The sequence below is a fragment of the Opitutaceae bacterium genome (genome assembly GCA_041395105.1).
Lineage (GTDB): Bacteria > Verrucomicrobiota > Verrucomicrobiia > Opitutales > Opitutaceae > B12-G4.
In genome coordinates this window covers 71,992-86,903 of the sequence record JAWLBB010000011.1, presented here as the reverse complement: position 1 = coordinate 86,903, position 14,912 = coordinate 71,992, and the positions used below count along the sequence as shown (strand labels likewise).

General features: G+C 61.4%; 14 protein-coding genes. 12 read left to right on the top strand and 2 right to left on the bottom strand.

Going from position 1 to position 14,912, the window contains the following annotated elements; translation table 11 throughout:
- Position 1: 1 nt before the first annotated feature.
- The 6 genes from R3F07_20120 (at position 2) to R3F07_20095 (ending at position 6,225) form a co-directional block, all read left to right on the top strand.
- On the top strand, positions 2 to 622 hold the full coding sequence (locus tag R3F07_20120; GenBank protein ID MEZ5278699.1) for a LysM domain-containing protein: 621 nt from the start codon (positions 2 to 4) through the stop codon (positions 620 to 622).
- Positions 623 to 1,264: an NUDIX hydrolase gene (locus R3F07_20115; protein MEZ5278698.1), complete on the top strand. Its 642-nt coding sequence runs from the start codon at positions 623 to 625 to the stop codon at positions 1,262 to 1,264.
- A 48-nt stretch (positions 1,265 to 1,312) separates the two neighbouring features.
- Entirely contained in the window at positions 1,313 to 2,569 is a 1,257-nt protein-coding gene (locus R3F07_20110; GenBank protein MEZ5278697.1) for a CoF synthetase, read from the top strand.
- 210 nt (positions 2,570 to 2,779) lie between these two features.
- Positions 2,780 to 3,481: a succinate dehydrogenase cytochrome b subunit gene (locus tag R3F07_20105; GenBank protein MEZ5278696.1), complete on the top strand. Its 702-nt coding sequence runs from the start codon at positions 2,780 to 2,782 to the stop codon at positions 3,479 to 3,481.
- Between the two features lie 23 nt (positions 3,482 to 3,504).
- Positions 3,505 to 5,418: a fumarate reductase/succinate dehydrogenase flavoprotein subunit gene (locus R3F07_20100; GenBank protein ID MEZ5278695.1), complete on the top strand. Its 1,914-nt coding sequence runs from the start codon at positions 3,505 to 3,507 to the stop codon at positions 5,416 to 5,418.
- 21 nt (positions 5,419 to 5,439) lie between these two features.
- Entirely contained in the window at positions 5,440 to 6,225 is a 786-nt protein-coding gene (locus tag R3F07_20095; protein ID MEZ5278694.1) for a succinate dehydrogenase/fumarate reductase iron-sulfur subunit, read from the top strand.
- Between the two features lie 149 nt (positions 6,226 to 6,374).
- On the opposite strand, the gene R3F07_20090 is transcribed toward R3F07_20095, so the two are convergent.
- Positions 6,375 to 6,638: a hypothetical protein gene (locus R3F07_20090; GenBank protein ID MEZ5278693.1), complete on the bottom strand. Its 264-nt coding sequence runs from the start codon at positions 6,636 to 6,638 to the stop codon at positions 6,375 to 6,377.
- A 132-nt stretch (positions 6,639 to 6,770) separates the two neighbouring features.
- Here R3F07_20090 and R3F07_20085 point away from each other — a divergent pair, with 132 nt between their 5' ends.
- The gene (locus tag R3F07_20085) at positions 6,771 to 8,057 is read left to right on the top strand and encodes a diaminopimelate decarboxylase (GenBank protein ID MEZ5278692.1); all 1,287 of its coding nucleotides are present in this window, start codon (positions 6,771 to 6,773) and stop codon (positions 8,055 to 8,057) included.
- Positions 8,058 to 8,062: 5 nt separating this feature from the next.
- Here the strand turns inward: R3F07_20085 and R3F07_20080 are convergent, their stop codons facing one another.
- Positions 8,063 to 10,267 carry a hypothetical protein gene (locus R3F07_20080; protein MEZ5278691.1) on the bottom strand — a complete coding sequence of 735 codons (2,205 nt, stop codon included), beginning with the start codon at positions 10,265 to 10,267 and terminating at the stop codon, positions 8,063 to 8,065.
- A 67-nt stretch (positions 10,268 to 10,334) separates the two neighbouring features.
- On the opposite strand from R3F07_20080, the gene panB reads away from it, so the two are divergent.
- From panB to R3F07_20055, 5 genes are all read left to right on the top strand, one after another.
- On the top strand, positions 10,335 to 11,132 hold the full coding sequence (gene panB, locus R3F07_20075; GenBank protein ID MEZ5278690.1) for a 3-methyl-2-oxobutanoate hydroxymethyltransferase: 798 nt from the start codon (positions 10,335 to 10,337) through the stop codon (positions 11,130 to 11,132).
- Between the two features lie 21 nt (positions 11,133 to 11,153).
- A complete protein-coding gene (locus R3F07_20070; protein ID MEZ5278689.1) occupies positions 11,154 to 11,972 on the top strand; it encodes an NAD(P)H-dependent glycerol-3-phosphate dehydrogenase in 819 nt (272 codons plus the stop codon).
- Positions 11,972 to 12,151: a hypothetical protein gene (locus R3F07_20065; GenBank protein ID MEZ5278688.1), complete on the top strand. Its 180-nt coding sequence runs from the start codon at positions 11,972 to 11,974 to the stop codon at positions 12,149 to 12,151. Before R3F07_20070 ends, R3F07_20065 begins: the two co-directional genes overlap by 1 nt.
- Positions 12,152 to 12,359: 208 nt before the next feature.
- Positions 12,360 to 13,430 (top strand): LacI family DNA-binding transcriptional regulator, encoded by a 1,071-nt coding sequence (locus R3F07_20060; GenBank protein ID MEZ5278687.1) that lies wholly within the window; start codon positions 12,360 to 12,362, stop codon positions 13,428 to 13,430.
- A 6-nt stretch (positions 13,431 to 13,436) separates the two neighbouring features.
- On the top strand, positions 13,437 to 14,471 hold the full coding sequence (locus R3F07_20055) for an inositol monophosphatase (GenBank protein MEZ5278686.1): 1,035 nt from the start codon (positions 13,437 to 13,439) through the stop codon (positions 14,469 to 14,471).
- Positions 14,472 to 14,912 lie beyond the last annotated feature (441 nt).

Sequence of the window (14,912 nt, the reverse complement as noted above, 5' to 3'; positions counted from 1 at the left end):
TATGGATACTCCCTCGAAGAATGGTTCGTACCTGGTCATTGCCGCCTGTCTCCTGGCGGTGATCAGCCTGATTCTCGGTATCATCGCTTTGCGCAGCCTTTCGGCCCTGAAGAGCGAGATGGGCGACGTGGGCAGTCTGGCAGCCCGTCTGGATACGATCGAGACGTCCGCCCGCAAGGCGGCATCCGACTCGGAAAAGGCGGTCAGCCGTCTGGCTACGATCAGCTCGGATACCCAACGGGCCTTTGACAATGTGAGCAAGGAACTGGCCACCCTGCGAACCAGTGTGAACCGGGCGACGATTGATGCAAAGGAAGCCTCGGATCGAATCGCCAGTATCCATGGGCGCGGTTCCTCCGGCCCGCCGGAATCGGCTGCATCGAGTTCTGCCTCCGCGAGCCCGGCCGCGTCCGGCCCGAGTGGGTCCGCTTCGTCCGCGGCCGCGGCTCCCGCCACGGCCTTGGGTCCGAACAACACTTACACGATCAAGGCCGGTGATACCTTTGCCCGGTTGTCGGGTCAGTTCGGGGTCCCCGTCCAGGCTATCGAGCAGGCCAATCCCGGGGTGGACCCCAGGCGTCTGAAGATTGGCCAGAAGATCGTGATTCCATCGGATTCCTGATTGATCTCCCACGGGACTTCCAAGGAAGCGGATCCGGACATGGTTGATCCCATGGGCGATGCTGTCCGCAGGGGGGAAGGCGCTCACCCGGCGGCTTGGGAAACGCTTTCCCGCACGGAGGAGACCTCCTGCCGGATCTTTTCGGTCATTCGCAAGCGGTGCCGTCATCCGAAGCGGGGAAGCGAAGCCGATTTCTACGTGCTGGATACGTCGAACTGGGTCAATACCGTGGCCGTGACGTCCGATGGCCGGATGGTCATGGTGGAGCAATTCCGGTATGGAACGGAGTCGTTGTCCCTTGAAGTGACGGGTGGGGTTATGGACCTGGGGGAGGATCCTCTGACGGCGGCCCAGCGGGAATTGAGCGAGGAGACCGGATACGTGGGTCGGCGATCCCGCCTCCTGGGTTCGGTGCATCCCAATCCGGCCATCCAATCCAATACCTGTCATATTGTCTTGATTGAGGATGCCGAGAGGCTGGTGGAGACCGATTGGGATGAGAATGAAGAATTGAAGGTGCATCTGCCGACGGTGGATGAAGTCTACGCGATGGCGTGGGCGGGCCGGATCACCCACGCGTTGACGTTGAATGCCCTGCTTCTTTATGAACCGTTCCGGAAGGTGAAGGGCCCGGTCGTTTGACATGTGACCGGGTCTTCGTTTGGTGATGGGTTGAGCGTGGAAACCTCCTTGAAAAAACGATTTGCGAATGCCGGGCTGGATTTTGACGGATCGGCGGATGCCGCCATACCCGGAGTTCTGGAGGCCGAGGTCCGGACGATTTACCGGCGCAGTCCTTACTACGGGCGACGTTTCCCCATTCACCCGGACCGACTTCGGTGGTCCTGTTTTCAGGAGATTCCTCTACTGACCAAACAGGACATCGTGGAGGACGGGCATTGCGCCTTTTTCCAGGATTGCGGGGAGGTTGAGCAGGCGGTCCGGACCCGCGCGCTCGAGTCGGAGACGACCTCCGGAACGACGGCCGCGCCGATGACGGTGATCATGGAGCGCGGTTGGTGGGATGCCCAGACCCGCCGCGCCTATGAGGCACACCCCCTGCTCAGGTCGTTCGCCACCGGGACGGTTCGCAAGGCGGTCCTGGCTCCGGTCAATTGCTCCAGCAACCTCTGTCCCTACGAGGATTTTCCTTTTCCCAATCGTTATGTCGATGGGACGGTCTATCTGAATCTTTCGAGTGATCCCTTCTGTTTCAGTGAGGCCGAATGGGATCGGATCGCCATCGAACTGGTGGCGGTCAAACCCGACCTGCTGGAGGGCGAGCCGGTTTATCTGTCCCTCCTGGCCCGCGCCATGATCCACCGGAAGGTCTCTCTTCCAAGCCTCAAGGCTGTCATCCTGACCTATGGCAAAGCCAGTCAGGTGCATGGGCGTCGGATCTCCCGGGCCTTTCCTGTTCCCCAGATCGACCTCTACGGTTCGACCGAGGCGGGCTACCTCTTTATCGGAGACGCCTTCCAGGACAATTCCCAGGCGATTGATGCCAATGCGTTCATCGAACTGGAACCGTTTCGGGAGGATCTGCCCGGTGTCTATACGGTCATCGCAACCACCCGCGGTCGGGAAGCCATGCCGTTGCTGCGTTACCGAACGGGTGATGTGGTGGAAAGTCTTCCGCACGGATACCGTTTGTTGGGGCGGGAGCGCGACCTGGTCTTTGCCAATGGTGGTCGATTGGTGACGGTTTCGGCGATCGACGCGGTCATTCCGACGGAATTCGAGTGCTGGCACTATTGCCTGACCCAGGTCTCCGAACAGCGTTGGAATTTCGAGTTCGTGTCGGAACACCCTGCTCCGGAGAATCTTGAGAGCCTCCTGGTCTCTGCGCTTGGCGGGGACGTCCGGGTGAATGTCTACCGGCGTCGACTGATTCGGCCCGCCGCGAGCGGGAAGTTCACCCTGCTGAAAGCGGCCGCGCGGAACTGAGGGGCGGGCCGGTCGGGAGTGGCCGTGGCGAGGGGAGAAAGTCTGTGGGAAACCTCTTCTTCTGAAGTGGGTTAGATCCGCTTATAAGGCGAGATAATGCATTGACCGTGGCAAAGGAATCTTATGTCCTCGGCGGAGCCGTGTCAGGCAGACCGGGAGCGCCTCGCTCCCCAGGAGCCGGCCGGAGATTCCAATCCATTTGAACTGTCGATGAATTTGCTCAACGCACTCTTTGGAACCTCGATCGGTAAGAAGGTGATCATGGCCGTCTCGGGGGTCGTTCTGATCGGGTTCGTCATCGGCCACCTGGTCGGCAACCTGCAGATCTTCGGGCCGCCGGAGGCGATCAATCATTATGCCCATTTTCTTCAGGGTCTGGGAGGCGCGCTCTGGGCCGTCCGTGGCTTTCTCCTGCTCATGGTCGTGCTCCACGTCTGGTCGGCCGTGGTGCTGACCATTGAGAATCGAAAGGCGCGGCCGGACAATTATGCGGTCAATCACACCATCCAGGCCAGTTACGCGTCGCGGACGATGCGGTGGAGCGGGTTCATCGTCCTGGGTTTCCTGCTTTTCCATCTGGCTCATTTCACTCTGCGGGTGACTCATCCCGAATACAACGGGTGGACGACTTTGTTGGCCGATGGCACCGAGGTGCGGGATGTCTGGAAGATGATGGTGGTGGCGTTTGCCAATCCCGTCGTTTCCGCGTTTTACATCCTCTCGATCGGCCTGCTCAGCATGCATCTGAGCCATGGGCTGAGCAGTCTCTTTCAGTCCCTCGGCTTGAAGACCCAGTCGTGGGGCGGATTCCTCGACAAGCTTTCCGTGCTCTTCGCCTGGGCCTACTTCCTGGGGAATGCCGCCATCCCCCTGTATTGCATGTTTGTCCTGAGTGACAGACTCCCACTTTGAGCGACCAACCGACAGGAGCATCGATGAACCTAGATTCCAAGATTCCATCCGGTCCCCTCGATCAGAAGTGGGACCACCACATCATTGAGAGCAAGTTGGTCAGCCCGAACAACAAGCGCAAGTACGAGATCATTGTGGTGGGCGCCGGCCTGGCGGGCGGTTCTGCCGCGGCGACTCTGGCCGAGTTGGGCTACAAGGTGAAATGCTTTGTTTTCCATGACAGCCCGCGCCGGGCCCACAGCATCGCGGCCCAGGGTGGCATCAATGCCGCTAAGAACTACCAGAACGACGGAGACAGTGTCTACCGGCTCTTCTACGACACGATCAAGGGTGGCGATTTCCGTTCGCGGGAAGCCAATGTTCACCGTCTTGCCCAGGTCAGCGTCAAGATCATCGATCAATGCGTCGCCCAGGGGGTGCCCTTTGCCCGTGAATACGGAGGGCTCCTCGCCAACCGCTCCTTCGGCGGTGCCCAGGTGTCCCGGACCTTCTATGCCCGGGGCCAGACCGGTCAGCAGCTTCTCCTCGGTGCGTATTCCGCCCTGTCACGCCAGATCGGGCTTGGGGCGGTTGAGATGCACACCCACTCCGAGATGCTCGACCTGGTCGTGATCGACGGTCAGGCCAAGGGCATCATCGTCCGCAATCTGCAGACCGGCAAGTTGACCCGTCATGCGGCCGATGCCGTCGTTCTGGCAACCGGGGGCTACGGCAATGTCTTCAATCTCTCGACTTACGCGCGGGGCTCGAATGCGAGTGCGATCTGGCGGGCCTACAAGAAGGGCGCCTGTTTTGCCAATCCCTGCTACACCCAGATCCACCCGACCTGCATTCCGGTTTCCGGCGATTACCAGTCCAAGCTGACCCTGATGTCGGAATCCCTGCGGAATGACGGTCGCATCTGGGTTCCCAAGAAAGTCGGGGACAAGCGGGCACCGGGTGAGATCCCGGAGGAAGAGCGCGATTATTATCTCGAACGGATGTATCCGGCCTTTGGCAATCTGGCTCCGCGTGATATCTCGTCGCGGGCGGCCAAGCGGGTCTGTGACGAAGGTCGCGGGGTGGGTGAGACCGGCCTCGGTGTCTATCTCGATTTCGCAGATGCGATCAACCGCCTGGGCGAAGGCACGATTCGGGAGCGGTACGGAAACCTTTTCGACATCTACAAGGAGATCACGGATGAGGACGCCTATCAGGTCCCCATGCGGATCTTCCCGGCCGTTCACTACACCATGGGCGGACTCTGGGTGGACTACAACCTGATGAGCAACCTGCCGGGTCTTTTCGTGCTCGGTGAAGCCAATTTCTCCGATCATGGAGCCAATCGTCTTGGGGCGAGCGCCCTCATGCAGGGGCTGGCGGACGGCTATTTCGTCATTCCCTACACGATCGGCAATTACCTGTCCTCGATCAGGAAACCGCGACCGACGACCGATCACGCCGAATTCGTGGCAGCCGAGGAAGCAGTCTCCAATCGGACGAAGACCCTTCTCGGCAATAAGGGCTCCAAATCGGCCGATTCCTTCCACAAGGAACTCGGCAGGATCATGTGGCATTATTGCGGGATGGCCCGCAACAAGGCGGGCCTCGAGGAAGCGCTCAAGCAGATCCCGCAGTTGCGGGAGCGGTTCTGGAAAGAGATCAATGTTCCTGGCACCGGGTCGGAACTCAACCAGTCACTCGAACGTGCCGGCCGGATCGCCGACTTCATCGAGTTGGGCGAGCTGATGTGCCGGGATGCGCTCGAGCGCGAGGAATCCTGTGGGGGTCATTTCCGCGAGGAACACCAGACCGAGGAAGGAGAGGCGCTCCGCAACGATGAAGAATTCGGGTATGTCGCGGCCTGGCACCATGAGGGTGAAGGCGCCGCCCCCAAGGTGTACAAGGAGGATCTCGTTTACGAAGAGGTCAAGATGGCCACCCGTTCCTATAAATAAGGCACAGAGGATTTTCGAGAGATGAAAGTTAAGCTCAAAGTATGGCGGCAGAAGAATTCGGGGCAGAGCGGCGAGTTCAAGGTCTACCAGACCCCCGATCTGAACGAGAACATGTCGTTTCTCGAAATGCTCGATGTCGTCAACGAGAACCTGACGGACTCCGGTGACGAACCGATCGCTTTCGATCACGATTGTCGCGAAGGCATCTGTGGCACCTGTTCGCTGGTGATCGACGGCAAGCCGCACGGACCCCACCAGGGCGTGGCGACCTGCCAGACCTACATGCGCAGCTTCAGGGACGGCGACGTCATCACGGTCGAGCCGTTTCGTGCCCATCCCTTTCCCGTGGTCAAGGACCTTGTCGTGGATCGCAAGGCTTTCGACACGATCATGCAGGCCGGCGGCTACATCTCAGTCCGCACCGGGAGCGCCCCGGACGCCAACGCCATTCCGATTTCCAAGGAGATCGCCGATCTGGCCATGGACGCCGCTGCCTGCATCGGCTGCGGCGCCTGCGTGGCGGCCTGCAAGAATGCCTCGGCCATGCTTTTCGTGTCGGCCAAGGTATCCCAGCTCAACCTGCTGCCGCAGGGCCAGGCGGAGAAGGATACCCGGGTGCTGAACATGGTGGCGGCGATGGACGAGGCCGGTTTCGGCAATTGCACCAATCAATTCGAGTGTTCGGCGGTTTGTCCCAAGCTGATCAGCCACGATTTCATCAGCAAACTGAACCGCGATTTCGTGGCGGCCACGGTTCGGAAGACCTTCAAGGCCAAGCCCTCGACCGTGGTCGGCGCGGCGGGCTGAACCGACGGTTTTCCTCGTGGTCTGCCCAACGCCTCGCGACGGCCACTGACTGCAGGGCGGGACCTTGGTGCCGTGCTGTCCGCCCCAAGAACACAAAAGCCGCCTTCTGAAGGCGGCTTTCGGAGTCGGCAGGGGCGGAGGATGTTCAATCAGAACAATGAGAGGGCTTGAGCGCTCTCAATCACGACCCAGCCAAACCCCGCCAGTATCGACCAGAGCAGAACGTGGGCGACGACCCGGCGACGACGAAGACTCCGCTCGTACTTGCCCGGGTCAACCTTGCGAAACCCGCTCTCGGATAGAAAACTGACGAACTGGGCATTCCGGGTCTGGGTCCTCGAGATATCCGCAAAGAGCAGCGAACCGGATTTGACGGTCGGGCGGCGGAAGCGGTTGACGAGGTAGCGGACCATTGAAGCGGGGAATCGGAGTTCTGGATACGGACAAAGAAGGGATCGACAAGACAGAAAGCGCTGTAAAGCCGAAGATACCTCCAAAAGCTTGGATTGACAAGGGATTTACCGGGGATTCGCTCATCGGACTCTATGGGTCACTCATCCACCGGTCCGATTCCCTCCGCCCGCTTCCTTGAACCCGCCGTTGCCCGGATGGTTTGCGACCTCGTGGGAACCCCGGCATACGTCTATGACGAGGCGACCCTGGTCGACCGGGCCCGCCGCACCCTGGCTTTTCCCAATGCCTTTGGCCTGACCGTCCGCTATGCGATGAAAGCCTGCCCGAACCGCAATATCATGGCCCTCTTCTCCCGTGAAGGCCTGCAGGTCGACGCGAGTTCGGTCTGGGAGGTGGAGCGGGCGGTTCGTGCCGGGGTGGCTGCCGGGAAGATCAGCCTGAGCACCCAGGAACTCGGTGGCGGATTCGAGGACTGGGTCCGGAAGGGGCTCAAGGTCAATGCCTGTTCGCTCGACCAGATCGACCGGTATGGCCGGGCTTTCCCGGGGGCCGAGATCGGTCTGCGGGTCAATCCCGGTCTCGGATCCGGGGGGACAACCAAGACCAACGTCGGGGGCCCGGCCTCCAGCTTCGGCATCTGGTTCGAATTGCTCGACCAGGCCGATGAAATCCTCAGGCGGCACCGGTTGAAGGTGGTTCGGATCCATTCCCACATCGGAAGCGGCAGCGACCCGGAAGTCTGGGTCCGGGCCGCTTCCCTCACTCTCGATCAGGTCCGCCGCTTCCCGTCGGTGACCGTCCTCAACCTCGGCGGGGGGTTCAAGGTGGCCCGGATGCCGGACGAAAAGGCGACCGATCTTCAGAAGGTGGGTCAGCCGGTTCGCGAGCTGCTTGAGGCGTTTGCGTCCGAGACCGGGCGGAGACTGCATTTTGAGATCGAACCGGGGACCTTCCTGACGGCCAACGCCGGTGCCGTCCTGACCACGATCCAGGACATGACCACGACCGGGGCCGATGGATACGTCTTCCTCAAGCTCGATACCGGGATGACCGAGGTGACCCGGCCTTCGCTCTACGGGTCCCGGCACCCGATGACGGTGGTTCCCGCGGAGGGCTCCGGGCCGCGGGGTCAGGGCAGCTATATCGCGGTCGGTCATTGCTGTGAATCAGGCGACCTCCTGACGACCCGGGACGGGGATCCCTCGGTTCTGGAAGCCCGCACGCTGACCGAGGCGCGGATCGGCGACCTCCTGGTGATCGACGGGGCCGGTGCCTACTGTGCCGCGATGTCGACCAAGAATTACAATTCCTTCCCGGAAGCGCCCGAGGTGCTCATCCGCGAATCGGGCGAACCGGTCGTCATCCGCCGCCGTCAGTCGATGGATCAGATCCTCGCAAATGAGGTCGCGGTTATCTGAACGGATCAGTCCTCGGGCACCGCGTAGACCTCGATCAGGGCGATCCCGGTCGTGCCTCCGACTCCGGAGGCCACCACGCTATAGACTCCGGGTTCGAGGGTGACGAGAAGGGCGGCGTCGAGGCTGTCCGGCTCCAGGGCGAAGGCACCGACTCTTTGCGCAACCGACGCAATTCCGGCCGGATCGGGTGCATCATGCCAATTGTCGTTTGCGGCCAGCGGATCGGGTTGGTCGTTCCTGAGCGATATCCGGGGATCGGCGAGATAGCCCTGGACGCCATAGGCCTCGAGTCCGGGACCGATGGCCCGGATGAGAAACGTCTGTGATTGACTGCCCTGCGTAACGAATCCCGGGATCAGGACATCCGCACCGGCACCGACGTAGGCTCGAGCGGAGAGATTCTGGAGGACTGTACCGAGTCGGTCCGCCTCGAAGAGTTCAGCCAGCGCGACGCCGGCGGTATCGTCGTTGCTGCGGATCCTGGCGGTGTATATGCCCGGCCGGACCGTCGAGAGCAGGACGGCATCCCTGGATCCGGATTGAAGTGGAAACGCGCCGACCAGGTCACCGGCCCGGGTGATTTCCGAGGGATCCTCGTACTGGGCGAAGTCATTGTTGGAAGTCAGGCGGATTCCGTTCTGTCTCAGGTCGAGAACAGGATCCTGGAGGGCCGGGTGGATGCCGAATGGCACCAGACCGGGACCGACTGCCCGCATGAGAATCCGCTTGGGTAAGTCACCTCCGAGGACGAAGCCGACGATCAACCCGGTCGGCCCACTCCCGACCCGTGCGCGCAGAGAGAGATTGGTGAGGCGGTCGTCGACCGCCGGTGGACTCATGGCATCGGGATCGGAGGTCAGGTGGGCGGTGTCGCTCAGGATCGACTGCCCGTCCCATGAGATCACGACGTTGAAATCGCCGGTAAGCCCGAGCAGTCCGTCGCTTGTCAGATCAATCGAACTGCGTGTGCCGCCCGCAATAGGAATACCGTCGCGCTGCCATTGATAGCTGACCCCGTCTGTCCGATCCAGCAAGATCCCGAGTACGGCTGTTTGATCTCCGAGGAGGTGCAGGTCCATCGGTTGCTGCGTGATGGTGGGGGCGGGGCGGGGATTGACGGTGACCCGGGCATACGGGCTGAGCGCGCTGCCGGCGGTGTTCGAAACCTGGACCCTGTAGTCGCCGGCGTCGGCGAAACCACATCGGCCGACCGTGAATGTGGAATCGTCGGCATCGCCATCCTGAACCGGGTCATCTCCACGGTACCATTGGTAGGAGAGCGGCTGTCCGGCATCTTGATTGATCGTTACGCCCAGGATGAACGACTGTCCCACCTCGAGATTCTGGTCAATCGGACCATCCAGGATCTGCGGCGGCACATTCGGGTTGATCCGGGTGTCGATGGAAAATGTGAGGATGGCCGATTGACCGGTGCCGACGGCGGTCTGCAGGCTGTTGTAGAATTGAATGTCGTCGATCCGAAGGACGGTCAGGATACCGGTCAATAACTGGCCGGCCGGAAGTGTGGCCCGGACCTGGGTGGAGAAGGCGCCGAGGCCGCCCGGCTCATCGGGAAGCGGCGATTGATAGACAAGGCTGTCCGACGCATCGAAGACGAGCAGAACGAGGATGTCATCGGTCTGCGCGCCGCTTCGGGACCATTGAATGAGGACATTCTCCGGCTGAGTGACTGATCGGAGGGAGGTGAAATTGGTGATCCGCGGCATCGACGGCGCCTGTCCGGACTGCAAAGTGAAGGGATAGCTTCCCTCGACGCCGCCGCTGAAGACCAGATTGTAGGTGCCGGCCGTGAATTTTGATTCCAAGGCGGCGAAACTCGCAAATTCCTCATGGAACGAGAGATTGAAAGGATCGTCCCGGGTCAATTGTTCGGAAATGGATCCCTTGGAGAAGGTGGCCCGGCCGAGCGGGGCGGAATCATCCAGAGTGACCTCGATGGCGAAGGCGGCGGCAGCTGGTTCCACCGCGTCGGGTTGGATCTGTTCGGCCACCGAATTCTTCAGAATGATGATCTCGGTCGGAATGACGCCAAATGTCGCGGGGATCGCGACCGTGCCGATCCACACTGCCAGAAAGGAAAGAAGCGGACCGGAGGAGCGCTTTGGTTTGGTTGGTTCTCGACCTGACCGGTCTGATCTGCCGACCCGACAGAAGAGAGTCATAAGGAGAACCATGATGAGTTGAAACATCAGATTAGCAATCCTGATCCAATTGGTGGTTCGACTTGAATTGCGATCGGGGGGATCTTCTGCATGGATGAAGGGCATGGCAGGACGCAATACGGTGCAGCAGATCCGTCGGATGAAGGGCCGGCAGCAGGTTGTGGCGATCACTGCCTATGACACCAACGGGGCCCGGCATGCCTCGGAGGCGGGTGTGGATCTGATTCTGGTCGGGGACTCGGTCGGGAATGCCGTGCTTGGTTTCCCCAGCACGGTGCCGGTCACCCTCGACATGATCGTGCACCACTCGGCCGCCGTCGTCCGGGCTCAGCCCAAGGCCGTCGTGGTGGCCGATCTTCCCTTCGCGGAGGCCCGCTACAGCATGGATCACCTCCTCGACTCTTGCCGCCGCCTGATCCAGGAGACCGGCGTGGACGCGGTAAAGCTCGAGGGCGGACTGGGTATCGCCCGCTCGGTCGCCAATCTGGTGGCGGCGGGGATTCCGGTCCTCGGGCATATCGGACTGCTGCCGCAGCGGATCAATGATCTGGGCAGCTACCGCCGCTTTGGAAAGAATCTTGATGAGAAGGAGCGGTTGCTGGCGGATGCGCGGGCGCTCGAGGAGGCCGGTGCTTTTGCCGTCGTTGGAGAAATGATTGACCCGGAAACAGCGGGAACGATCCGCGACGCGCTCTCGATTCCGCTGATCGGGATCGGTTCCGGCGACCGTTGCGACGGCCAGATCCGGGTGGTGACCGACCTGCTGGGGCTCGGCTCCGGTCCGGTTCCATCCTTTGCCAAGGTCTACGCCGATCTGGGCAAGGCGACCCGGGAGGCTCTCGCCGCCTATGCGGCCGATGTCCGCTCCATTTTTGGTGTCGATCCGCCATAGGGGTGGGTTAGGATTCCACGCATGAATTTCTGTGTGATCGGCGCAGGGGCCTGGGGCACCGCTTTTGCCCTGCATCTGGTTCGTCTGGGACACTCGGTGACCCTGGTTGGTCGGCGGCTTGACCTGGCGACCCGCATCGCGAGCGAGCATGAGAATGCGGATTATCTCCCCGGGGTCGATCTGCCGCCGAGTCTTCAGATCGGATGCGAGATCAAACCCGCGCTGATGGAGGCCGAGGTTGTCGTCCTGGCCTCGCCATCCCACGGACTTCGGGAGTGGTGCCGCAGGATTGCCGGGGTGCGGGAGAGCTCCACGCGACTGTGGGCGGCGGTCAGCCTGAGCAAGGGTCTTGAACTGGATACGCACCGGCGGCCCCTGGAGGTGATTGCGGAGGAATTGCCGGGATTGGCACCGATCGCCTTGAGCGGACCGACCCGCGCCGAGGATGTGGCCGTGGGCAAGCCGACCGCGATGGTTCTGGCGGCAGCCGAGGGATTACCTGACCTGACATCGCTCCAGGCGGCCTTGAGCGGACCTGCACTGCGGGTCTACCTCAGTGACGACCCGATCGGAGTCGAGTTGGGGGCCTGCCTCAAGAACGTCTACGCGATCGCCGCGGGTTGTTGCGACGGGTTGGAACTGGGCGACAACGCACGGGCGGCCCTGCTCACGCGGGCATTGGCGGAGATGGTCCGGGTTGGCACCGCCCTCGGCGCCATCACTGAGACTTTTTATGGGTTGAGCGGATTCGGGGATCTCGTCGCCACCTGCTGTGGCGTCTGGAGTCGCAACCGGGACTTCGGCTTTCAGATCGGTCGCGGATCGACTCCGGCCAGCTGATGGATCACCGCAAGACGGTGGTCGAAGGCTACCGCACGACGGCTTCATTTCATCAGCTCTGCCGGGAACGTCAGCTGCAGGCCCCCATTCTCAATCAGGTCCATGCCATCCTCTACGAAGGATTGCGGCCTGATGCCGCCATCGAGAAGTTGATGACCCGGGACCTGAAGCGGGAATAGAACCCAACGAGGTCCCTGCCATTGCGTAGGTCACGCTTCTAGAAAAGGCTTTACGCCTCGATTCGAAGGGCAGCCAGGTTTGATCGAGGTGGAAAGTCTTCCCTGCCGAATCGCGTGGACATCGTGCTGATCGAATTTTCGTGCATAATTGTGCAGGATTGACATCCTTGTTCCCGACCGGTCAGCAGGAGTCCGGTTTCACCGGCAAATGAAGATCAATCAGGAGGATCTCGCGCAACGCCTCGGGATATCCCGAACGACGGTTTCCCGTTCGTTTTCCAATCATCCGGCCATCAATCCGGAGACCCGGGCCCGGGTGCTGGCTTTGGCCGAGGAACTGGGCTACCGGTATGCGGTGCCCCGATCGGGTCGGGCCCGGGAAAGGCTGCGAACCACCACGGTCGGGGTCCTCATTGGAACGCCGAAGCACTATTCCGAGACGGCGATGACGTCCCAGGCCATGCTCAGGGGGATCAGTGAACGGGCGGCGACCGACCGGATCTCCCTCGACGTGACCTACGTGGATCCCGCCCGGCTCGACCTGAGTGAGCGCAATTGCAGGCTACTTCAGCGGATCCGGGCCGGTCACTGGAACGGTGCCATCCTCATCTATCCTTTCGAGCGGGAAGCGGTCGGCATCCTTGCCAAGCGGTTGATGGCGGTTTCGGTGATCGAGGATTATGGGGAATTCGGTATTGATTGCATCGATACCGATCAGGCTGCGGGCATCCACAGCCTGGTCCAGCACCTGAACAGCATCGGGCACCGGCGGATCGGATTCCTGACCTGGCGTTACGGGATCGAGACTCCCTGGGCTTACCGTCGGTTTGGTGCCTATGCCGAAAGTCTCCTCAGGCAAGATCTGACCTACAGCCCGGAATGGGCGATTAATATCCGACCGAGTGACCGGTGCGGAGAAGTGGAGGCGGCAGAACGGGTGGCACGCCTGGTCCGTGAGAAGGGAGTGACCGCATGGGTCTGCGCGGCCGATCATCAGGCCTATCATCTGATTTCCGCGCTCGAGAAATACGGACTGCGGGTGCCGGAGGATTGTTCGGTCACCGGTTTTGACGGGATTGCGCGCCCTTCAGGCTCGCCGGTTCTGACCACTGTGATCGTCCCTTATGAAGACATGGGCGGCTCGGCCGTCATCCGCCTTCGGGGGCGCATCGAGCATCCGTCGGCCCCACGGCGTCATAATCTGGTTTCCGGGCGTGTCCTGATCGGGCAGACATCGGCACCGCCGACACGGCTCAGGACGGCAAGTAGCCGGGGCTGATTCCCGATGCGCGAAACCAGTGAGTCGGAATTGTCGGGCCTGGATCTGGAGGCTGTCCGGGATCTTCTGGAATCGTTTCAGGTTCATCTGCGGGACCGGATCCTGGAGACGAGAAAAATGCATCACCCGGACGAAATGGGGGAAGTGGCCGCGGTGATGGCGGCCGACACGATTTACCGGATAGATCGAATCAGCGAGGAGAGCGTCCTTGACTGGTTCGATGCCAACTGGCCGCCGGCTCTGGCAGCGGAGCTGGTCATGGAAGGCCTTGAGGACTCGGAACGGCGAATCGTGCCGTTGAGCGCAGCCGGAACCAGTCCGCGACTCAAGGTCATCATTGATCCGATTGATGGGACCCGCGGACTGATTCACGACAAACGGCCCGCCTGGATCCTCACGGGAGTGGCCATCTGGCGTGGTGAGGCGACGATGCTTGATGGGATTCTCGTGGCCGTCATGACCGAGGTTCCGACAACGCGTCAATGGCGGTCCGACCAGGTCTCGGCCCTCCGGGGCGGGGGTGAAACCGGGGTTCGGGCGATGACCCACGATCTTGTCCGGGGCGGACGCAAGCCGGCTCGCCTGCGGCGTTCCGAATCGCGGAGCTTTGAGCACGGCTTTGCCACCTTTGCGCGGTTCCTGCCCGAGGGCAAAGCCCTGTTGGCCGCCTTTGAAGAGGAATTCTGGCGCGTTCTCTCCGAAAAGGTTGGGCCATTCTCCCAGGTTTTCGAAGACCAGTACATCTCCACCGGCGGACAGCTCTATGAGTTGATGGCCGGGCACGATCGGATGGTCGGAGACCTGCGACCTCTCGCCTTCCGTCGCCTCGGATTGAAGGGGCGGATGGTCTGTCATCCCTATGACATCTGCACCTCCCTTATTCTGGAAGAGATGGGCGGCATGGTGGTCGGGCCGGACGGTGGTCCGCTCAGACCCGGTTTGAACACGACGGAAGCGGTGTCGTGGATCGGGTTCGCCAACCCGGACCTGGCGGGCCTGGCCCTTCCGGTCATCCGGTCTCTCCTGCCGGATTTCTTCTAGTTGACCCAGGGAAGAGCCGTGAAGACCCCGACTTGCGTCCTGTTCTTACCGATCGTCGGGAGCGGAAGGTGCGGCCGGCCGTCCGCCCGGCGCCCGGGGCCGATCCGATGACGGGTGGCGTCGTGGGGAGAAACGCCAAAACAATACGTAGCATAGACGGGTTTGTTTCCGGATGATAAACAAACCGTAGTGCACTAGAATGACGCTTATTAATAGTCAGCGAAAGAGTCGGATCAGCCAACGAGGTGTTGACTGCTCTTCGACGGCAGGTCCGGAGGCCCTCGCCCGACCAACTGAAATCAGAGCATCCGTGGCAGGGCTGGACGTCCCCGGCCAGCCGCAACGGTTGTCCGAGACTAAACAACGACAAGCACCCTTACCTGAGCGCCATTCTAGTGCACTACGGTTTGTTTGATGGTTGCGGGGTCCGGCTCGACCCTT